Source organism: Capnocytophaga sp. FDAARGOS_737, from assembly GCF_009730375.1.
Lineage (GTDB): Bacteria > Bacteroidota > Bacteroidia > Flavobacteriales > Flavobacteriaceae > Capnocytophaga > Capnocytophaga leadbetteri.
The window spans coordinates 1,255,438-1,277,252 of sequence record NZ_CP046316.1 but is presented as its reverse complement, the minus strand read 5'-3'; the positions used below and the strand labels follow the sequence as shown (position 1 = coordinate 1,277,252).

Sequence of the window (21,815 nt, the reverse complement as noted above, 5' to 3'; positions counted from 1 at the left end):
AAGATTTACAGTATAAAAATAAGGGACTAAATGCAATAATTTAGTCCCTTATTTGTGGAGAAGATGGGACTTGTTCTCAATATCAATAAGGTTTAATAAAATACAAAATATCTAATTTTCAGTAAGTTACAAAAAATAAAATATCAATAAAGATTAATAAACAACAATGAACACAAGTATTTTTAGTCCCTACTTTTTTAATATGGGACTAAAATAAACACTATAATAAATTAAATTTTGACATTGCATTAGCTTTAGTTTCATCGGCTATATCAATATAGGGTTTCATAGCTTTATAATCACTATGTCCTGTCCATTTCATTACTACTTGAGGTGGTATACCTAATGAAAGTGCATTACAGATAAATGTACGTCTTCCTGCATGCGTACCTATCAATGCATATTTAGGAGTTACTTCATCAAAGCGTTCGTTTCCTATATAATAGGTCTCTCGAATTAATTCATTAATACCTGCTAGTTCAGCTAGTTCTTTTAGGTACTCATTCATTCTTTGATTAGTAATGACAGGTAAAGCTCTTCCTTTGCAGTCCTTATAGTCTTTATATTTATCTAAAATAGCCCTACTATATTGATTTAATTCTATTTTTAAACTATCACTTGTTTTCAGTGTAGTCACTTCTATAAAATCATCTTTTATATCATTTTTCTTTAGGTTTTCAACATCTGAATAACGTAGTCCTGTAAAACATTGAAACAAGAATACATCACGTACCCTTTCAAGGTATTTCTTTTGCTGAGGGATTTGATATTCTCTAAAATGTTTAAACTCAGTAGGAGTTAAGAAGATAATCTTTTTTTGAGTGTTTTTTAACTTAGGTTTAAAGTTCTCAAAGAAAGTGTTAGTATTATATCCTTTCTTATAACTCCATCGTAAAAACCATTTCACAAAGGATATATTTTTTGTAACAGTAGCATTCTTAAACTTTAGTTCTCCTTGTAAATAACTAAGATATTCAACTAATTTTTCTTCGGTAAATTTTTCAAACGTAAGTTTAGGGTCAAAATTAAATAAATGTTTTTTTATAACGTGAAGTTTCTTTTTGGTGCCAGCTGTCCACTGATTAAAAGTCCCTTCCTCAGCTATAAAATCATCATAATATTGAAAAAATGATTTTTCTAATACTACTTTTTTCTCCCTTCCAACATTAGAATTAAAAACAAATTGGAACTCCTCTTTAGTTGGTATTACATTTTGCACCTCAAAATATTTTATAGCATCTTCACAGGCTTGTTCAAATTGTTGCAACTTCCTATTAATTATATTAGCAGGAACTTTCTTTTTTCCGTGTGTTGTATTAGCTTTACATCGTTGAGTATCTTCGCTCCATTTATCTATATCTACACGATACCCTATATTAAAAGCGATAATATTCCCTTGCCACTTTATACGATAACGTATACGGGCATCAAGTTTGTTTTTTTCTTTATCTAACAGAAATTGACAATGGTATTTTGATTTCATATTTACTGTTATTTTCTAACTTACACATCTATCTTGCTTATTTATACAAAAAAACCTTTATTTCTAAAATATTGCACTACAATATTCCAATTGATAATATTACAGTTTTTATAAAATAGAAATCATAGGTTGCTGTAATACTCGGTTATATACTCTATCTATTGTTGATTTTAAGTATCAAGATAACATTTTTTAGAAATTAAATTGAAATACTTTTAAATCTAAAATACAAATACATTTCTATTTGAATTGCAAATATAGAAATAAAAAATGGAACTAAGATATAAATTATTTTTTCTTTTCTTTTTTCCTGTAAGAAAACGTTTTTTCATTATTCAAAATCACTAAGCCAATAGTATATCTTTTATCAATTTTATAATAAACTATTAGAGGGTATATCAAAAAAGTGTAATTTTGCAAGGTAAATATTTTTATCAACGATGAAGTATAAAAAACATTTAAAGTTCTATGCGCTTATAATCTTACTAAACTGGTTTAATAGTTTTTCACAAGAGAAAGAGCATTCTATTACTACGGCATTTCCTTTTTTACTTATAAGCCCTGATGCTATAGCCTCAGGCAGAGGAGATATAGGGGGTGCTTCTTCTCCTGATATTTTCTCACAATATTGGAATTCATCAAAATATGTTTTTTCACTGCCAAAATCAGGGATAGGAATGAGTTATACGCCTTACTTAAACAAATTGTCTCGTGATATTTTTCTAGCTAATTTGAGTTATTATAGAAAGGGGAACAGGAGTGCTTGGGGAAGTAGTTTTCGTTATTTTAGCATAGGAGCAATCCAACAGACTCAACTTTTCGGGAGTGAGATATACCGATTAGGCAGTTTTTTACCGTCAGAATGGCTGTTAGACTTGTCATATAATCTGAAATTAAGCGAATATTATTCGATGGGAATTACGGCTCGTTACCTGCATTCTAATTTGCGATTACCTACAGAAGAAAAATCTACTGCACAAGGGATAGCTTTTGATATTTCAGGTTACTATACTTCTGAAAAACATCTTATAGGTAATTATTTGGGAAATTACTTATTTGGATTTCAGATTTCAAATATAGGGAGTAAAATAAAATATGAGGATTTAGGACAATCGTTTTTTCTACCTACAAACTTTAAAATTAGTGGAAGTTATACTCTATCTATAGATAATGAGAATGATATTTCTTTACTTTTAGAACTTAATAAATTATTAGTTCCTTCTGATACACAAAAACATAAAAAGACTGATTTTTTAGAGGGTATTTTTACTTCGTTTACAGATGCTCCTAATGGTTTTTCGGAAGAGATGCGAGAAATTTCTTGGGCTTTAGGGTTTGAATATAGCTATTTACAACACTGGTGTTTGCGTACAGGCTATTTCTATCAGCATAAAAATAAAGGGGATAAAAAATATTTTACTATTGGCACAGGCTTTAATATGCAACATTGGCAACTTGATTTTTCTTACCTTTTTTCTACTGCTTCAACGGTTAATCCCTTGAGTAACTCTCTTAGAATTTCATTACAGTACATTTTTTAATTACATTTCTTCTCTTTTGATAATATAACAAAAAAACTCCTGTTATTTACAGGAGTTTTTCTGAAAATAAAGGAGTTATACTAATCATCAATAGGATTTTTAAACATCTGTAATGCTTCTGATGATTTTTTATCACCTGGTAAGGTATATGTAAGCTTGATATAATAATCACCTTTTCTCATAGGTGTAAAAGTATTTTTTAGAAATTGATGGGCAGGGCTTGAGAAAGATACCATTCCTTTGCTTACATCATTAGAAATCTGATTGATAATATCTACAAAATCCATCTTATAAGCCAATGCTAAATCATATTGATATGGAAAGTAATTATCTACTCCTTGCGAGAAAATTTCATTTTGTACACTAGTTAGGTAATGATTATCAATAGAAATTGCCTTTGAGGGTATTTGTCCCCACTCTTTTGTATCTCTTCTTAATTGATATTTTCCAGCAATTGGTAATTGGCTATACAAAGTAGGATTTATGTATTGTTTAAAATAAGCATCCTGCAAAGTAGCTTCTACTGCAATTAGAGGTTTTTTCTTAGAGTACTCATTACCTACAAGGTCTACTACTTCAAAAGGTTCTGATTTTTGAAGGTTATTAGCAAGAGAAATTACATCAGAGTAATGTATAATAAAGTTGTAATAAGAAACTTTGATAGCTTTTATTTTTTCATTAAACGTTTTATACTTACTAGTACTAAAATCATACGCTAATCGTTCTATTTCGCCGTCTTTACTTAATGATTGAGCTTGTTTTTGTAAAACCTCATAATCATTACCCTCTTCCTGAGTTCTCTTTACATTTTCAGTAACTTCTTTCTTCTCATCTTTTGCATTAGTTTTTACAAGTTTACTGAAAAAGCTAACTTTATAAGCTGACTTTGTTTGTATTTTAGGCATAGCGAAAGTAATCTCATTAGCATCATTGTTATAAACAAATGCCACCTCTTGTGCTTTATGAGTTTGATTATCTATAATTTTCACTCCATTTTCCCATTGATTACCTTCAAATAGATAGTCTTGTCCTTGTTTAAGTTTTACATACCCTTGTTCAAACTCATCTTTTAAGAAAAATTTTTGTGATACTACGGGGTAAGCATATTCTATATTTTGTAATGGAATATAATTAGGAGCTGTACCTGTTGTAAATGTGCGTTCTTCAAGTTCTTTAGCTACTTGTCCGTTTTGGGTGATAGGTCTGAATATACCTCCTTCTTGTTTTTGGAAGCTAACTTCTACTTGCACTTTAAATTTCTTTTGAGGAGGTAAAATATCTTCAGGAATAAAATTAGCTCTATCTTTTAAGTGAGACCACTCTAATCTACCTTTAACTTGTTGATTTTTATCATCAAGGACATTAAATTTTTCAAGGACTACTCTATAAGTACTTTTTCCATTATCTTCTGGAATTTCAAAAGGTTCATTCACTTTCATTGAAAATGTAGCCTGAGGTACAGCAAATACATCTACATCATTACTGTTATTTTTAGGAGATACATCGGCGATGAGTTTCATTCCTTCAAAGGCACCAGCTGCTCCTCCAAAGTCACATTGTTCACCTATAGTTACTTTGAAATTGAATTTTCCTTTGATAAGTCCTCCTAATACATTCATTTCACCTCCTACATAACCTCGCAACCATACAGGATTAGGCAATTTAGCTTGCATTAATACAGCTGCTCCAGCTGAAATGATAGGGACTCTCATATTAACAAAAAGCAATTTTACACGCACTCCTAATTCACCTTGCAAATAGGCATAAGATTGTCCGTTAGCATACCAACCATCTATACCTACCTGTTCCCCTGTATTTCTACACGCTGCTTCTCCATAATTCTTAAGCATTATATCAAATCCAACACCTGCTTTGAAATTAGCATAGAAAATTAGGAATGATAAATCACCAGTATCTATACTTAAATCTGAACCAAAGGCAAAACCTCCTGCATTAGCTAAAGCATTTTCATCCCGCATATAATTGAGTTCCTGTGCTTCTACTCCTAAAATACTCGCTACATTGGCAGGAGGCGGTGGAGAAGCAGGTAATTTTGTACCTGTCATAAGATAAGAAGTCGTTCTAAGCGAAACACCTGCTACCCCCATTTTTATACCTATTCTATTATCAGGTGTACCAATGTGTAAATACCAATCATTAGGGTCTTTATGAAAAACAGCCCATCCTGCTCTACCTCCTTCACCTACACCTGATATGAACCCAGCATTGATATACACATCAAGAGTACCGTGCGTAGTTTGATTGGCTATATCAAACTGAATAGCTGTCTTGAATTGAATAGTAGCCTTATTATCAGCAGTAGTAGGTATTGCTTTTTCAGCAAGGGGTAAGAAGCGTTTTTCAAAACTACTGCGTTTTTCATTATTAGTTTCTAGACCTAAGAAGGCTGCTTTATTTTCTAAACTCTTTGATACTTTTGAAACTAAATTCTGTATGTTTTCCATTCCAGGAATATTAGCCAAAATATTTCCTTTTCCATAAATAGCAGAAAAATCTAATCCTCCATTTTTGTTGAATAACATTTCAAAAGCAGCTTCTCCATTGAAAGCCTTGTCTGAACCTATTGCAAAACTCACTAATGCTTTTAGTCCTAATCCTCCTTCTTGATAAGGTTCATACGTAAGTCCTGAGGGAGAAAATTCAGTAGGGGCAGCGAGTGCATTTCGTTTCATATTGTAATAAGCACCGCCTCCAAAGCCATTGATAAAATAGCCTGTTGAAATCTTAGCACTAGCATCAAAATACCAATATCTAAATTCTTTTAAATCAAAATTACGAATAAAAAGCAAAACTACAAAAAATAATATAATTAGCTCATACAAAGAGGATTATTTTTTTGACAGGAAGATAAGAGAAGACAGGGTCTTAGATGTTTTAGATAGGTTTTTTCAAAATTAGGTTTCTAAATCGTTACCTAGTACCTTGAAAAATATTTTTTATTAATAGGTTATATTTCAGTGTTTTACACCTTTTTTCATATTGTACAGTAACTTGATAAAAAGTACTTTAGCAAATTAAAAAATTAGAGTATGAAAAAAGTAAAACGCTCAACCTTTAAGGTATTGTTTTACCTTAAAAAGAATGCCCCAAAAAAGAACGGTAAGGTTGCTATTATGGGGCGTATTACCATTGACAATCAGGTAGCTCAGTTTAGTACCAAACTTGAAATCCTTCCACAGAAATGGGATTTGAAGTACGGAAGGGTAACAGGTAAAACAGAAGAAGCTACCCAACTTAATCGCAAGCTGGAAGAGATTCGCTCACGTATCATTACTCATTATGAGGAGTTGATGAAGTACGAGGGAGTGGTTACTGCTCAGAAGCTAAAAGCTACTTTTCTAGGCATAGGAGTAATGGAAGATTCCTTGCTAAAAGTCTATGAGAATTTCAAAGAAGGCTTTGCCTTGATGGTAGAAAAAGGTGTTAGAAGTTACAGCACTCTTAACAAATATGAGAATGTATATACTCATTTGAGCGAGTTTATCCAGTATAAATACCGCAGAAGTGATATTTCTTTCAAAGAGCTTACAGAAGACTTTATCAACGATTTTGATTTCTATCTTAGAGTTAATAAAAGTCTTACTCACAACACAATATGGGTTTATATGATGCCCCTTTGTAAAATGGTAGAAATAGCCATAGACAAAGGAATTATCTATCGCAATCCTTTTAAGAATTATATAAGTTCTATGGAGGAGAAAGATAGAGGCTATTTGCTTAGAGAGGAAGTAGAAACTCTTTTACAATATCACCCTAAGAGTGCTTCTGCTGAATTAGTACGAGACCTATTTGTTTTTAGTTGCTTTACAGGCTTCTCTTATATTGATATCAAACAACTTAAAAGAAGCCACTTACAATCGTTCTTTGACGGCAACAAATGGCTTATCAAACGCCGTCAGAAATCTGATGTGCCCTGTAATGTACGTCTGTTGGATATAGCCGAGAAAATTATTGAAAAATATGAAGGTACGACTCGTACAGAGGCATTGTTTCCTACACCCTCCAATGCTAATTGCAACCTCTTAATCAGAAAGATGATGAAAGATTGTAACATCATTCGTGAAAAACCCATTTCATTTCACTGGGCACGCCATACCTTTGGTACTCTGTTCTTAACAGAAGGGGTTCCCTTGGAAAGTGTTAGTAAGATGATGGGACATAAGAATATCAAAACTACCCAGATTTATGCTAAAATCACCAATGAGAAAATCAGCAAGGATATGGAAATTGCTGCCGAACGATTAAAGAATTTAAAGATAGGATAGCTTCTCAGTGTCTTTTAAAAATTAGAAATCCATTGATAATATTTCAAAAAGAGATGTGTCAATGGATTTTTTTGTTGCCTTACAAAAAGCTATCTCACAAAGATAAGAGTGTTATTAAGACTTACCTATTTTCCCTGTTTTAAACACTTAAGGCACGTAATGGCGGTTCGTTGTTCGAGTGCAAAGGTATTTCTGTGTTCTTAACGCTTCTTGCAAGGTCAAGCCCGATGGGTTTTCAAAAAAATCTCCAGCCCTTATCCGTTGTCCTGCGGGTAGTATTTTTTTGAAAAACCTTGCAGAAGCTAAACACAGACCTTTTATGGCACTCGAAACGAAACCAGCTCATTCCGACCTTTAAGCGAATAAAAAAATGTCAAATATGAGAAAAATGCCGCTTCTTACAGATTGTTTTTTGAAACGAATACCGCTTTTCCTCCCATTGTCGAATAAAAAATTTCAAACTATGTAGCTACCTAATTACGTTTTTACCTTCGTACGTACTTGCTTACGTTGATACGTAAATGCAAAGTAATGTACAAATATACATATAGCTTTACATAGAATTGTAAATAACTCTGTAAGTAAGTGATTAAATATATTGCTAATATGCCCTAAATCACTTTATGAGCTTGTAGTATTTATCTTCTTTTCTTATGGTTAATTAAAATTTGACCTTTAGGGAGAATTTTCTGTTCACCGGAACAGAGCAAGTTGTGTTTTGAGGCACGCATTAGGCGTTTAGGCACTCAAAACCACTTGCCCTTGCAGGGAGCTTAAAATGCACTCCGAAGTCGTGGTTTTTTAATTTTATATTTTTATTGCATTAAACTAAACGACAAAAAAAAGGGGCTGTCTAAAAAGTTTTGATTTGTGAGGGCGAATTGCCTTTCGCTCCTACAAGGGAACCAAAAGTTATTGATTGTTAGTCTAATCATTTTACTAAAGTCTTGGACTTTTTCAAAATGTGAGAGGCAATCATACTTTTGAAGACTTTTTGGACAGCCTCATGCCAGAAACGTTAGAAACAAACATTTCCAGCACCAAGCCTTTTTACGATAAAGTTAGATTAGGACTTTTGCCCTATTGTTATTTTGTAGCCGGAAACCAGCTTCGTGTGTTATTGGCAATCCTTACTAACATCAACATCACCGGAACTTCGACCAGCACGCCCACCACCGTAGCCAATGCAGCCCCGGATTGTAAACCAAAAAGAGAAATAGCCACAGCAACCGCCAATTCAAAGAAATTACTTGCCCCAATCATTCCGGCAGGTGCGGCAACATCATGGGGTAATTTCCACCATTTCGCCCAACCATAAGCAACGAAGAATATCAGAACCGTTTGCAACACAAGCGGAACTGCAATCAATAAGATATGCAGGGGATTGTTCAGTATCGTTTCTCCTTGAAATGAAAACAGGATAATAAGCGTTAATAGCAATCCACCTACCATATAATTATTAAATTTCTTAATAAATACGTTATTGAAATACTCCACACCTTTGCGGCGGATAACCATTATTCGGGTAATGACCCCAGCAGCAAGTGGTATTACAACAAACAGCCCTACGGATAGCAACAGAGTATCCCACGGGATAGATACGCCGCCAACTCCCAGCAAGAAAGCAACGATAGGGGCAAACGCTACCAATATGATTAAATCGTTCACTGCCACTTGTACCAGTGTATAAGCGGCATCCCCTTTAGTAAGGTAACTCCACACGAACACCATTGCTGTACAAGGTGCAGCCCCCAATAATACCGCCCCGGCTAAATATTCTTCGGCTAATCCGGCAGGTATAAAGGCTTTGAAAACCACATAGAAGAACAAATAAGCTATTCCGAACATGGTAAATGGCTTTATCAGCCAATTTGTAACACAAGTGACTATAATTCCTTTCGGACGCTTGCCGACATTCTTAACACTTTGAAAATCTACTTTTAGCATCATCGGATAAATCATTAACCAAATCAGGATTGCCACGGGTATAGACACGTTGGCATATTCAAATTTGCTTAATGTTTGCGGAATTGCCGGGAGCCATTGTCCCACGGCAATTCCAATAATGATGCACAAGGCAACCCAGATAGTCAGGTATTTTTCAAAAAATCCAATTCCTTGTTTCTTTTCCATATGTTATAGTTTTACTTTGAGAGTTTCAGTATGCGTATCGCGCCTCTAATGACGATGAGAAAGACAATGATGCCTATGATCAAATCAGGGGCGTTGCTGTTCAATAGTCCAACCAACAGCCCTGCAACGATGACTCCTATATTGACAATGACATCGTTGGCTGAGAAAATAACACTGGCTTGTATGTGGGCCTCCTTGCTCTTTGTGCGCTGCAACAACCATAGAGAGGCTGTATTGGCGATTAGTGCAATGAACGAGATGACAATCATAACTAAAAAGTCTGGGGGCGTTTCGAGGCCCATAAAGCGTTTGATAACTTCGATGAGCCCCAATACAGCCAGTGAAATTTGAAGGTAGCCACTGAGTTTTGCTACTTTTTGCTGACGGGCTATAGTTGTTCCAACAGCCATCAGACTCATGCCGTAAACCAAAGCATCTGCCAACATATCCAAACTGTCTGCGACCAAGCCCATCGACTGGGAGATGATGCCTGTTGTGGCTTCTATGATGAAACATAGAAAGTTGATGACGAGCACCCAACACAACACCCGTCTCTGAACTTTGGAGGTGGTTTCAGACTTTGCTTCATCGCAGAGAGAAGATGCTGTTAGCTTGGCACCGAGGTTTAATGTTTCAAGCTGTTCCTGAATCGACTTCACTTCCCCGTGATGGATGACAACTAAGGTTCTTTCCGCCAAGTCGAAATCGAGACGCTCCACTAAGGGGCTATTGCCTAATTTCAGACGGATTAAATTTTCCTCGCATGGGCAATCCATCTTTGGAACATTGAACTTAGAGATATATTGGTGCATTATTCTTGTTTTCCTTGGATATGGTCGATGTAGAACTGATAGAAGCGGGCTTTTATTTCATCCCGTACCCGATGAAATTCACTGTTTATAAACTCCGGCGTTCCGGTTGCTTCTGATGGGTCGTCAAATCCTATATGCAGCCTGTTCCTTACTTCACCCGTAAACATCGGGCAGCTTTCGTTTGCCCCACCGCAGACCGTAATAACATAGTCCCATTCCTGTCCTATATATAGGTTTACACTTTTAGGGGTATGGTGGGTTAAATCTATACCCATTTCATCCATAACCTTTACCGCCATCGGATTAACCTTTTCAGCAGGTTTTGTTCCTGCTGAAAAGACATCCGGTTTATTGTCAAATGATTGCAAAAAGCCATGTGCCATTTGGCTGCGGCAGCTATTTCCTGTACAAAGAATTAAAATCTTCATGTTTTTAGTTGTTTTTCCAAGCTATCAGGGCAGCATTTCCCTTTGATAATTCTTCTACTTTCTTAATCCAAGCCAATTCATTTTGCGCCTTTGCCCGCAAGAAAGAATTTTCGGTGCCTGTTAATGACAAGCAAGCATTCACGACCCACCATTTATTATTAATCCCGGCACGTTGTAAGTCCATTTGCAAACGTTCGGCTTCAAATACGGGTGTTGCTTCGGGCAGGGTCACAATAACAATTTCTGTTTCCTATGGGTTTCTCAAACGTGGTAACAGCTTTCTTATGGAAGCGGGAGTGTCGCCATGTGTACGTTGTACTTCTTTATGGTAACTTTCCGTTGCATCCAGCAATAACAAAGTGTGTCCGGTAGGCGCGGTCTCAATGACTACGACTTCTTTTTCTGCTTTATCAACAATTTCAGCAAAAGCTCGGAATACTGCAATTTCCTGCGTACACGGTGAACGCAAATCTTCTTCAATATATTCCATATCTTCGGCTGTCATTGTTTCCGCAGCTTTACTGCGAACCTCGTTTTTATAGGCTTCCAACACTTCCGCTTCGTCAATCCGGCTTACCGTAATGCCAGCCTGAACAGCCAGGTTATAATTCAGATGGTTTGCCGGGTCAGTGGTGGTAAGATGCACCTTTGCACCCAGTTTTGTTAATTTCAGGGCTATTTCAGTGGCTAAAGTGTTTTTTTCCACGCCGCCTTTTCCCATAGTAAAAACAACCCTTTTTCCTGATTGATAGAGGTCGTTTACCAGTTCATCCATCCCTTTGGCATCGGTAATCCGCTGATAGTTCGCATCATTTGTTAAATTATCATTGTAAAGCATCCGGCGGATATTCGCAATATTAGATAAATTGTATGACCGCAAAGGAACATAATAAGACGGATATTCCAGCAGTTCCGCAGGAATCTGTTTCAGGGCATTTTGCTGCCTGTCATATATCTGTTTCGATACGTTATCGGCTTCATCTAATTGCAGCAAAAGCCCGTTGATTACCAATAGCTGGTTTCTAATTCCCAGTAATTGCAATTCATGTGAAGAACGGGCGGCTTCTTTTAATGGTGCGATTTCAGGACGGCTAACCAATACTAAGCGGGTTGCGTTTGCATCCGAAAGTGTTTCAACTGCCTGCTTATAGATACCTTTCCGTTCTTCCAAACCGGATAATTGACCTAAGCAAGATGCACCGTGCGTACTCTCACTAATAAATGTACTCCACGCTGATGGTAGTTGTAACATTCGTAACCTGTGTCCCGTGGGGGCTGTATCAAAGATAATATGGTCGTATTCTTTTGCTTTATCAGCATCCGTGATAAAATCGGAAAACTGGTTGAAAGCCGCAATTTCTACCGTACAAGACCCTGAAAGTTGTTCTTCCATATTCTGAATTACACTTTCGGGCAGTTGTCCCCGGAAAGGAGCAATAACGCCTTCCTTGTATTCGGCTGCGGCTTGTTCCGGGTCGAGATTAACGACCGTTAAGCCGGGTACTTCTTGAATATCCGTGCCGTGTACGTTCAGTGTTTGATTAAACACATCTTGCAGGTTTGAAGCCGGGTCTGTACTGATAAGAAGTATTTTCTTTCCATTATCTGCCAAGCCTACCGCAGTAGCACAAGCAATCGAAGTTTTTCCAACACCGCCCTTTCCGGTGAAGAAAAGGTATTTCGTCAAATCTATATCTGATAAATTAAATGTTTTCATTTTTATATAATTAGCTGGTGAATACTCATTTTACTGGCATAAAATCCAAATTGATACCCGTCCATTCACTCATTTGTTTGGTGGTAGGATAGGTTTTTGAAACAGCGATTTCACCGTCCACTAAAGTAATAGGCAGTGCATCCGCCCCATATTTTTGCAGATGCTCGTTTACTGTTTTATTACTTACATATACTTGCGGTTCGTCACGTAAATTGTGACGGGTAACGATGATACCCTGTTTCTTCAATGTTTCAATAACAACCGCAATACGCATTAATTCAGGGTTAATATTTGTTCCACAAAGACCCGTAGGGCAACACATTGCCGGGTCGAAAATTTCTATCTTTTTCATACTGTTTTTATTTAAAATGATACTCTATGTTTATAGATAAAAGACTACTACATAATAAATTCCTACCGCAATAAAGAGGATGGCAACTATTTTACGAAACCATTTCTCAAATATTTGCATCCGGTTATAAAACTTACCCAGCCCGGCAACACTATACGCTAAAATCCATGCAACAAGGATTACGGGTAATCCCGTAGCAATAGCGTAAATTATAGGTAAGAGATACCCGCCCGTTTCCGCTGCTGACAAAGGCATAAGCATACCGAAATAAAATACTCCACTGGTAGGACAAAAAGCAAGGGCAAATAAAATACCCAATAGCATAGCCCCCCAACCGCCTTTAGTCCTCTTTTTCAAACTTTCACCGCCGATATTGATTTTCGGTAGATTGAGTTTTATTACATCGAGCATAAATATTCCAATGATGATTAACGCCGGAGCAATCAGTATTTCCGCGTACTTGCTTACGGCTTTTTGAACCATAAACATACTTGCTCCCTCACGGAGAATAGGAATAAGGATAAAGCCAAGAACCGTATAGCTTACTATTCTTCCGAAAGTATAAAGCAATCCGTTTATAAATATCCGGTGATGGTTTTCTATGTCCTTACTAATAAATCCTATTGCCGTTATGTTGGTCGCTAACGGACACGGGCTGACCGCCGTTAAAATCCCCAATATAAAAGCTGTAATAGCAGGAATAGAACTGTTATCTAATAGCGATTGAAGAAAATCCATCTTACAACTGTTTTAACAATTCGTCAATCTTGCTTTTAATTCCCTCTTTAAACTTGTCCGGTGTATTTTTCGCATTGGAAAAGCTAAACTCGGTCATGTTGTTTACATTCTCCTTGCCGTCTTTCCAGCCGTTAACAAACAAAGACGACCATGTAACTTCGTACTTGTCTGCAATCGCTTCATTCTCTTTCTTTGAAATATCTATCACTTTATAGATAATTTTACCGTCTGCTTTTTCTTTTGAATAAAGGCTATCTAAAAGGGCTTCTGTATTTGTTTCTATCGCCCGACAAGTGATACACCGTTGCGCTCCATGAAAATAAAGAACCTCTATGCGGTTAGACTGTATTTCTTCCGCTTGATTTTCTCCGGTCTTTTTCTTTGAATCGTTACCACAGGAAACTAAGACCAGCGTTGCAATCAGTAGATAAAATAATTTTCTCATAGTTCATTTTTATTTGGTTATCAACTCTTTCACTTCTGCAAGGGATAACTTTTTCCCAGCTGATACGACTTTCTCGTCAATCACCAAAGCCGGAAGCCCTAAAATGTTATACTCCATGATTTTTAATAAATCTTCCTCTTTGATAAGGGTTGCATCGCAACCTAATTCTGAAATAGCTTGTTTGGTAGTTTAGTACAAGGCTTTACAGCTTGAACACCCAGTTCCTAATACTTTAATTTTCATTGTCATTTTACTTTAAAGTTAATATAATAATCGTAGTTCGTAGAACTACGAACGTTTATTCCAAAAAAAGGTACTGCTATTCACAGCACGATGTATCTTTACATTTACAGTCCCCTAAAAAAGCTGCAAACAATTTTCGGGCAAGTTCCCAGTTCTCCCGGTTTATACAATACCGGACTTTGGGTGTTTCTATTTCCCCCTGAATTAAGCCAGCTTCTTTCAATTCTTTCAAATGCTGCGAAACGGTTGCTTTAGCAATAGGTAGTTCTTCGTGAATATCACCGAAGAAGCAACTATCTTGTTTTGCCAAGAAAGCAAGAATAGCCATCCGTGTCGGATGTCCCATTGCTTTGGCAAACCGAGCAATCTGTTCCTGCTCTGTTGTGTACTGTTTCTCTTTCACTCTAATTCTCCTTTCTTCTTTGTTGTTCGCAAAGGTACGAACAATATTTTGAATAGCCAAATAATATGGCATATTTTTTCTATTTTTAGTGTAAACCTATTTTAGGATATGACAAATAATAACAAATTCAATCGCTTTACACATTGGGGAATAGAAAAGGTAGAAATGGAGTTTTTACCAATGGCAGTTGGACACAATTTTAGAAAATTGGTTTCCAATAGGGCTAAAACTGCCCAAACGAAGACTAAATCGACTGAAAACATAGCAAAAAAATAACAAAATTCTGTTATTCTATCTTCTCATCTATCAGAAGCCGCTTAGAAAGTAAAAAACTTTGATTTTTCAACCTTTGTAGAAAAATAATACTAAAAAAGAGGCTGTCAAAAAAGTTTAAACCAAACTTTTTAGACAGCCTCAGCAACGCACGTTTGTGGGTGCAAAGGTAATTTTTTTTGGTTATATTGTCAAGATGTTGTACCTTTGCACCTAGAAGTTACTGAGAAAATAGGTATAATCAAATGAAATAAGAACTATTACTAAATCATTACCTAATCTTCTTGTAATTCCTGTATCTTCTTTATTTAAAATAGATTATATAAGTAGTTTCAATTTTGCAACAAAAACGAATAGTTTCAATAGAAAGTTAACTTCCACACGCCAAACATTCCTCAGGGTTGTCTAGAGAGCAGGCTACTTGTGATTGTCCTAAAAGCAGCTGCGTATCTACGGTAAATTTGATGGCATCTACGGCGGCTTTGGTGCGGAGGTAGTACATACCCGTTTTGAGTCCGCTTTTCCACGCGTGGAAGTGCATCGAGGTGAGCTTTGCCAAATTCGGCTCTGCCATAAAGAGGTTGAGCGACTGCGACTGACAGATAAACGCTCCTCGCTCTGCCGCCATATCAATGATGGTTTTTTGCTTGATTTCCCAAACGGTTTTGTACAATTCTTTCAGCTCCGTAGGGATTTCAGGAATGTTTTGCACCGAACCATTTTCGGCGATGAGTTTGTTTTTCATCGTAGGGTTCCAAAGTCCCAACTCGATGAGGTCTTTGAGTAAGAATTTATTCACCACCACAAATTCGCCCGAAAGCACACGGCGGTTATAAATATTGCTGGTGTAGGGTTCAAAGCACTCATTGTTGCCCAAAATCTGCGAAGTAGAGGCGGTAGGCATCGGTGCTAAAAGAAGCGAATTGCGTACGCCGTGGGTCATCACCTCTTGGCGAAGTTTTTCCCAATCCCAACGGTCAGAAGGGACAACTTGCCACAAATCAAACTGAAATTTCCCTTCCGAAAGCGGCGACCCTGCAAACGAGCTGTATGCCCCTTGCTCCTTTGCCAAGTCCATCGAGGCTTCCATCGAGGCAAAATAAATCGTCTCGAAAATATCCTTGTTCAGCCTCCGAGCTTCTGGGCTTTCAAAGGGCAAACGGAGGAGTAAAAACACATCTGCCAAGCCCTGCACGCCTAAGCCTATCGGACGATGGCGGTCGTTGGAAGTTTTGGTCTCAGGAATGGGATAATAATTTCCATCGATGATTTTATTGAGATTTCGCGTAACGATTTTGGTTACTTCGTAGAGTTTTTGAAAATCAAATCCCCCACTGGAAACATAGCGAGGCAATGCCAAGGAAGCCAAATTGCACACCGCCACCTCATCGGCGTTGGTGTATTCCATTATTTCGGTGCAGAGGTTGGAACTGCGTATCGTACCAATGTTCTTTTGGTTTGATTTTTCATTCACGGCATCTTTGTAGCACATATAAGGTGTACCGGTTTCGATTTGAGCTTCGAGAATGGCTGTCCAGAGTTCGCGTGCCTTGATTTGCTTGCGAAATTTTCCTTCGTTTTCGTAAGTGGTATAAAGTTCGTTGAATTTTTCGCCATACACCTCGTACAGCCCTTGTGCTTCGTTGGGGTCAAAGAGCGACCACATTTGGTCGGCTTCTACGCGTTGCATAAAGAGGTCAGGAATCCAAAGGGCAGGAAATAAATCCCTTGCGCGCATCTCCTCCTTACCGTGATTTTTACGAATATCAATAAAATCAAAAATATCCAAGTGCCACGGTTCGATATAGACGGCAATAGCACCTTTGCGTTTGCCGCCGCCTTGATCTACATAACGAGCCGTATCATTGAACACGCGAAGCATCGGAATAATGCCGTTGGAAATTCCGCCTGTACCTTTGATATAGCTCCCCGTGGAACGAATGTTATGAATGCTCACACCAATACCACCCGCTGATTGCGAAATCAAAGCACAGCGTTTGAGGGTGTCAAAAATCCCAGCGATGCTGTCTTCGGTCATACTCAGCAAAAAGCAAGACGACATTTGCGGTTTGGGCGTACCGGCGTTGAAAAGCGTTGGTGTAGCGTGGATAAACCATTTTTCGCTCATCAAGTTGTAAGTTTCAATCGCCGCCTGAATATCCTCTTTGTAAATGCCCAACGCCACACGCATAAAGAGATGCTGTGGGCGTTCGGTTACCTTTCCATTGGTACGAATGAGGTAGGAACGCTCTAAGGTTTTAAATCCGAAGTAATCAAAATTATAATCGCGGTCGTAGATGACACTGCTGTCGAGTTCATCGGCGTTTTTACGAATGATTTTATAAATTTCTTCGGAGATGAGAGGTGCGTGGGTTTGGGTTATGGGGTCGGTGTATTCGTAGAGCAATTGAGCGGTTTTTGAAAACGATTTGAGAGTGTTTTTGTGCAAATTGCTCACGGCGATGCGTGCCGCCAAGACCGAAAAATCAGGGTGAATGGTAGTTTGTGCAGCGGCGGTTTCTGCCGCAAGGTTGTCCAGTTCGGTAGTGGTAATATTGTCGTAAATCCCTTGAATGACTTTTTTAGCAATTTCAATTACATCTTTTTCCGAAATTGATAAGCCGTAGATGAGTTTATGAATACGAGCCGTAATTTTATCAAAATGAACAGCTTCTTTTTTTCCGTTTCTCTTTATTACAAACATTTTTTTTTATTTGAATTTCATAGCATAAGCAGGAACTAGATTTCCTTTCAATAGTTTTTGGAGTTTGGATTGCATCAGTTTTTTCGCCAAGGGTTTCACGCGGTCAATGTAGAGAATGCCTTCCAAGTGGTCGTATTCGTGGAGAATCACGCGTGCAGTCATTCCGCTAAAAGTTTCGGTGATGGTTTCAAATTGTTCGTTTTGATAGCTCAATTCCACCGACCACGAACGGGCTACTTTTCCTGATAAAAAGGGCAAACTCAAACAGCCTTCTGCTTCTTCCCATTGTTCTTCGGAAAGATTTTTTATTTGCGGATTGATAAACGCTCGCCGAATACCCGTGTCGCCTTTTTCGAAATAGGCTATTTTATCCCTTTCGTCCATCGCCTCGTAAAGCAATTGAGAATCGGCAACGAACAACCGCAACGATTTTCCGACCTGCGGTGCTGCCAACCCACAGCCATTGGCCTTTTCCATCGTTTCCCACATATTGGCGATGAGTTCGTGCAAATTGGGAAAATCAGAGGCTACGGCTTGTGCCTTGACTTTGAGTACATTATTTCCGTAAGCAAATATGGGAAGTTTCATTTTTTTAATGGTTTTATTTGGCTAATAGCTAATGGCCGATAGCCAATAGTTATTTTAAAAATCTTCATCGAGTGAAAAGGTGTTTTGTTCGCTGTTAGTTTGTGCTACGCCTGTTTTTTGGTATTCGCCTACACGCCGTTCGAAGAAATTGGTTTTTCCTTGCAGAGAAATAAGTTCCATAAAATCAAACGGATTGGTAGCGTTCCACACTTTATTGCACCCCAAGGCAACGAGCAATCTATCGGCTACAAATTCGATGTATTGGCACATCAGTTCGGCATTCATTCCGATGAGTTTCACAGGGAGTGCATCGGTAACAAATTCCTTTTCGATAGCAACGGCATCTACGATGATTTCTCGTATGGTTTCTTCCGAAAGTTTGTTTTGTAGATGATTGACATAGAGCAAACAAGCAAAATCGCAGTGCAAGCCTTCGTCCCGACTGATGAGTTCGTTAGAAAAGGTGAGCCCTGGCATCAAGCCGCGTTTTTTGAGCCAAAAAATAGAGCAAAAACTTCCTGAAAAGAAGATGCCCTCCACCGCAGCAAAGGCGATGAGTCGCTCGGCAAAACTTCCTTTGGTAATCCATCGCAACGCCCATTTTGCTTTTTTGGTAACACACGGAATGGTTTCGATGGCACGAAGCAAATAATCCTTCTCGGCAGGGTCTTTCACATAAGTATCGATGAGGAGCGAGTACATCTCGGAATGGATATTTTCAATCATAATTTGAAATCCGTAGAAACATCGTGCCTCAGGATATTGCACCTCTTGGAGGAAGTTGATGGCAAGATTTTCATTCACGATGCCATCACTGGCAGCAAAAAAAGCCAACACTCGCGAGATGAAAAATCGTTCGTTGTCGTTGAGTTTGTTTTGCCAATCGTGGAGATCGGGCGACAAATCTACTTCTTCTGCCGTCCAAAAACTGGCTTCGGCGTTTTTGTAGAATTGCCAAATATCATTGTGCTGTATAGGAAAAATGACAAAGCGGTCTTTGTTGTCTTGTAAGAGGGGTTCGGTAATCATTTTTTAGTTTCTTTTAATTTTACAGACGCGTGAATATCAACATTTTCCCATACTTTACTTATACCATCAACACCTTTATGCAAATCAAAACAAACTGAGTTAAGTACTTCTAAGGCTTTCAAAGCTTTAAAATCTTTCAAATCGATAGAAGATTTGACACTCAATAAATTATCTTTGAATTGAATTTCTGCTGGAATATTATTCACACTAACTCCATTCATTCTTAGCTTAATAGTCCATTGATGGTTTTCAAAAATGAATTTTCCTGATATTTTTCCTGCTTCGTTCATCAATCCGAAAAAGGAATTTTTAATTTTTTCATCTCTGGAAGGATCTCCTGTTGATAACTCCAAAGCACGAATAGAAAACTTAGCATTGTTTAAAAAATCTTCAATGGATTTTCCTTCTGAAAGGTTGATTAAGTCCACCGATTCAAAAGTTCCTTTTACAGGTAATTTCTCGGTAGTTTTATATGCCGTCCATTCTACTTTTGCTGAATTTTCAACGGGTTCAAAAGATGATTTTTCATTTTTACAAGAATACAACAATGTACCTCCTATACCTAATAGTACGATGAATAATTTTTTGATTTTCATTAGCATTTACTTTTTACAAATTCATAAATCAGTCTTACAGGCACTGCTGTTGCTCCGCTTTGTTTATAGCCTTTTTTGTCTTTGAGGAAAGCAGCCCCTGCGATATCGAGATGTACCCAAGGGTAATCGGTAAAATGCTCCAAAAATTTGGCTGCTGTACTCACTCCGCCGATGGGTCCGCCAATGTTTTTAAGGTCGGCAATATTAGATTTTATGAGTTCGCCGTATTCTTTCCAAAGAGGGAGCTGCACAATGCGTTCATAGACTTCCTCGCCAATGGATTTTAGAGCATCGATACTTTCTTGGTGGTTGGAAAGTCCTGCAATTCCGAAACTCCCTGTAATCGCCGCCGAAGCTCCCGTGAGCGTAGCCATATCAATCACTAATTCAGGGTTGAATTTTTTCGCATAGCAAAGTGCATCTGCCAAAACAAGTCGTCCTTCGGCATCGGTATTTTGCACTTCTACCGTAGTGCCGTCCATTATGGTAATCACATCATCTACCACTAAGGCATTGGAATTGATTTTGTTATCCGTGGCGGGTACAATACCAATCACATAGTAAGGCAATTGATTCCCCGCAATTACCGAAATGATACCCAATACAGCGGCACCACCTGCCATATCGCATTTCATTGTACTCATTACGCCGCCCACTTTGAGTGAGTAACCGCCCGTATCGAACATTACACCTTTGCCTACCAAAACCAAAGGTTGAGAATTGACCGCATTTTTCGGTTTGTAGTGCATAATATTAAAAGTGGGTGGTGTTTCCGAGCCTTTATTCACGCCGAGCAAACCTCCCATTTTTAGGGTTTCGATTTGTTTTTTATGAAGAATTTCCGTTCCAAAACCGAATTTTTCACCTGCTTCCTGCACCCATTCTGAAAACTTGAGAGCATCCATATAATTAACAGGTTCATTTACTGCGTTTTTGGTGAGGGAAATGGCTTCAAGAACTGTGTTAAGTTCATTGTATTGCTTTTCAGAAAGAGCGGTTTCCGAAACAAATAGCGTGATTTTACCCGTCTTTTTTTTGGATAGATATTTATCAAAATGATAACTGCTAAGCAACACACCTTCCAAGAGGGCGTATTTTTCTTTTTCGGAGAAAAGTTCCAGATTTTCAAGAACCGCCTCCACCGAAGATGAAACAGAAGACGGTTGTAGTTGTTGCACAATGGTTGCCCCTACTTGTCTTAAATCCTCTAATTCGTATTTGGAAACGGCTACCAGCAAACTTTTTTCTTCTTGCCAAAGATGCCAATGTTTATTCTCCTTATCCTCAAACGACTGATGAATTTCTTCTTTCAAATTTTCCTGAATATCAATATTTTGCAAATCTTTTTGGCTACGAATAAAACGAATTATTGTGCCTTTCTCAAACGATAATTTGTCGGCGGTATAGCGTTTTAGCTCTGTATAAAGGTAAGTATCGATCATTTTATTTATTTTTTTAATTGTTGAGAAAGTGTTTGTTCTCCCGCCTTCCACCCACAAGCGGTTAATTCTTCTGTTTGGAGAGCATCTAATACGCGAAGTACTTCATCTACATTTCTTCCCACATTCATAGGATAAACGCTCACCCATTGTATAATTCCTTGTGGGTCAATGATAAAAGTAGCTCGATAAGCAACTTTTTCTTCGCAATTTAAAATTCCCATTTCTTCGGCTAAAGATTTGGAAGTATCGGCAAGCATTGGAATAGAAAGTTCTGCTAATTGTGGATGATTTTCTCTCCACCCTAAATGTACATATTCGGTGTCGGTAGAAGCACCAATCAACACAGCGTTTCTTTCCAGAAATTTTTTATTATTTTTATTAAATTCTATAATTTCTGTTGGACAGACGAAAGTAAAATCTTTAGGCCACCAAAAAAGCACCATCCACTTTCCTTGTTTGGCTGCGTAGTTGTGTGTGATTTCAGAGATTTCTATGCCTTTCTTTGTAGAAATAACGGCTTTTTTAACAAATTCTGGTAATTTATCTCCAATGCTTAGTATTCCTTTTTGGATGAGTTGTAATTGCTCTTTCTGAACCAATTT

The 21,815-nt window shown here is 37.6% G+C and carries 19 protein-coding genes and 1 pseudogene; 3 read left to right on the top strand and 17 right to left on the bottom strand.

The window, feature by feature from the left end; genetic code table 11:
• Positions 1-220 precede the first annotated feature (220 nt).
• Entirely contained in the window at positions 221-1,483 is a 1,263-nt protein-coding gene (locus tag FOC45_RS05700; RefSeq protein WP_009392298.1) for a site-specific integrase, read from the bottom strand.
• A 440-nt stretch (positions 1,484-1,923) separates the two neighbouring features.
• Here FOC45_RS05700 and porV point away from each other — a divergent pair, with 440 nt between their 5' ends.
• Positions 1,924-3,024 (top strand): type IX secretion system outer membrane channel protein PorV, encoded by a 1,101-nt coding sequence (porV, locus tag FOC45_RS05695; protein WP_009392303.1) that lies wholly within the window; start codon positions 1,924-1,926, stop codon positions 3,022-3,024.
• Positions 3,025-3,104: 80 nt separating this feature from the next.
• On the opposite strand, the gene FOC45_RS05690 is transcribed toward porV, so the two are convergent.
• Positions 3,105-5,717 carry a hypothetical protein gene (locus FOC45_RS05690; RefSeq protein ID WP_231121914.1) on the bottom strand — a complete coding sequence of 871 codons (2,613 nt, stop codon included), beginning with the start codon at positions 5,715-5,717 and terminating at the stop codon, positions 3,105-3,107.
• A gap of 357 nt (positions 5,718-6,074) precedes the next feature.
• Here FOC45_RS05690 and FOC45_RS05685 point away from each other — a divergent pair, with 357 nt between their 5' ends.
• Positions 6,075-7,310 carry a site-specific integrase gene (locus tag FOC45_RS05685; RefSeq protein ID WP_155846608.1) on the top strand — a complete coding sequence of 412 codons (1,236 nt, stop codon included), beginning with the start codon at positions 6,075-6,077 and terminating at the stop codon, positions 7,308-7,310.
• Positions 7,311-8,396: 1,086 nt separating this feature from the next.
• On the opposite strand, the gene arsB is transcribed toward FOC45_RS05685, so the two are convergent.
• The 9 genes and pseudogenes from arsB to FOC45_RS05635 form a co-directional block, all read right to left on the bottom strand.
• Positions 8,397-9,443 carry an ACR3 family arsenite efflux transporter gene (gene arsB, locus FOC45_RS05675; RefSeq protein WP_009388542.1) on the bottom strand — a complete coding sequence of 349 codons (1,047 nt, stop codon included), beginning with the start codon at positions 9,441-9,443 and terminating at the stop codon, positions 8,397-8,399.
• Between the two features lie 11 nt (positions 9,444-9,454).
• Positions 9,455-10,255, bottom strand: coding sequence for a cation transporter (locus FOC45_RS05670; protein ID WP_009388541.1), 801 nt, complete (start codon positions 10,253-10,255; stop codon positions 9,455-9,457).
• The gene (locus FOC45_RS05665; protein ID WP_155846607.1) at positions 10,255-10,683 is read right to left on the bottom strand and encodes an arsenate reductase ArsC; all 429 of its coding nucleotides are present in this window, start codon (positions 10,681-10,683) and stop codon (positions 10,255-10,257) included. The genes FOC45_RS05670 and FOC45_RS05665 overlap by 1 nt, the downstream gene beginning before the upstream one ends.
• A 4-nt stretch (positions 10,684-10,687) precedes the next feature.
• Positions 10,688-12,400, bottom strand: a pseudogene (gene arsA / locus FOC45_RS05660) (arsenical pump-driving ATPase).
• Between the two features lie 25 nt (positions 12,401-12,425).
• Entirely contained in the window at positions 12,426-12,752 is a 327-nt protein-coding gene (arsD, locus tag FOC45_RS05655; RefSeq protein ID WP_009388537.1) for an arsenite efflux transporter metallochaperone ArsD, read from the bottom strand.
• A 30-nt stretch (positions 12,753-12,782) separates the two neighbouring features.
• Entirely contained in the window at positions 12,783-13,490 is a 708-nt protein-coding gene (locus FOC45_RS05650; RefSeq protein WP_009388536.1) for an aromatic aminobenezylarsenical efflux permease ArsG family transporter, read from the bottom strand.
• Position 13,491: 1 nt separating this feature from the next.
• Positions 13,492-13,935 carry a nitrophenyl compound nitroreductase subunit ArsF family protein gene (locus tag FOC45_RS05645; protein ID WP_009388535.1) on the bottom strand — a complete coding sequence of 148 codons (444 nt, stop codon included), beginning with the start codon at positions 13,933-13,935 and terminating at the stop codon, positions 13,492-13,494.
• 9 nt (positions 13,936-13,944) lie between these two features.
• Complete coding sequence (locus FOC45_RS12240) at positions 13,945-14,109, bottom strand: thioredoxin family protein (RefSeq protein ID WP_370513664.1); 165 nt, start codon at positions 14,107-14,109, stop codon at positions 13,945-13,947.
• A gap of 145 nt (positions 14,110-14,254) precedes the next feature.
• Positions 14,255-14,581, bottom strand: coding sequence for a helix-turn-helix transcriptional regulator (locus FOC45_RS05635; protein ID WP_155846685.1), 327 nt, complete (start codon positions 14,579-14,581; stop codon positions 14,255-14,257).
• Positions 14,582-14,689: 108 nt separating this feature from the next.
• Between FOC45_RS05635 and FOC45_RS05630 the strand changes: the two genes are divergently transcribed.
• Complete coding sequence (locus tag FOC45_RS05630) at positions 14,690-14,857, top strand: hypothetical protein (protein ID WP_009388533.1); 168 nt, start codon at positions 14,690-14,692, stop codon at positions 14,855-14,857.
• 367 nt (positions 14,858-15,224) lie between these two features.
• Here FOC45_RS05630 and FOC45_RS05625 read toward each other — a convergent pair whose 3' ends face one another.
• Genes FOC45_RS05625 through FOC45_RS05600 form a run of 6 tightly spaced genes read right to left on the bottom strand, consistent with a single transcriptional unit; the run spans position 15,225 to position 21,812 of the window.
• Entirely contained in the window at positions 15,225-17,558 is a 2,334-nt protein-coding gene (locus FOC45_RS05625) for a ribonucleoside-diphosphate reductase subunit alpha (RefSeq protein ID WP_009388531.1), read from the bottom strand.
• Positions 17,559-17,564: 6 nt separating this feature from the next.
• Positions 17,565-18,146 (bottom strand): peptide deformylase, encoded by a 582-nt coding sequence (gene def, locus FOC45_RS05620; RefSeq protein ID WP_009388530.1) that lies wholly within the window; start codon positions 18,144-18,146, stop codon positions 17,565-17,567.
• A gap of 54 nt (positions 18,147-18,200) precedes the next feature.
• Positions 18,201-19,175, bottom strand: a complete 975-nt coding sequence (locus tag FOC45_RS05615) for a ribonucleoside-diphosphate reductase small subunit (protein WP_009388529.1) — start codon at positions 19,173-19,175, stop codon at positions 18,201-18,203.
• On the bottom strand, positions 19,172-19,771 hold the full coding sequence (locus FOC45_RS05610; RefSeq protein ID WP_155846606.1) for a YceI family protein: 600 nt from the start codon (positions 19,769-19,771) through the stop codon (positions 19,172-19,174). The genes FOC45_RS05615 and FOC45_RS05610 overlap by 4 nt, the downstream gene beginning before the upstream one ends.
• The gene (locus FOC45_RS05605) at positions 19,771-21,213 is read right to left on the bottom strand and encodes a M17 family metallopeptidase (RefSeq protein ID WP_009388527.1); all 1,443 of its coding nucleotides are present in this window, start codon (positions 21,211-21,213) and stop codon (positions 19,771-19,773) included. Before FOC45_RS05605 ends, FOC45_RS05610 begins: the two co-directional genes overlap by 1 nt.
• A 5-nt stretch (positions 21,214-21,218) precedes the next feature.
• Entirely contained in the window at positions 21,219-21,812 is a 594-nt protein-coding gene (locus FOC45_RS05600; RefSeq protein WP_231121913.1) for a peroxiredoxin, read from the bottom strand.
• Positions 21,813-21,815: the final 3 nt, after the last annotated feature.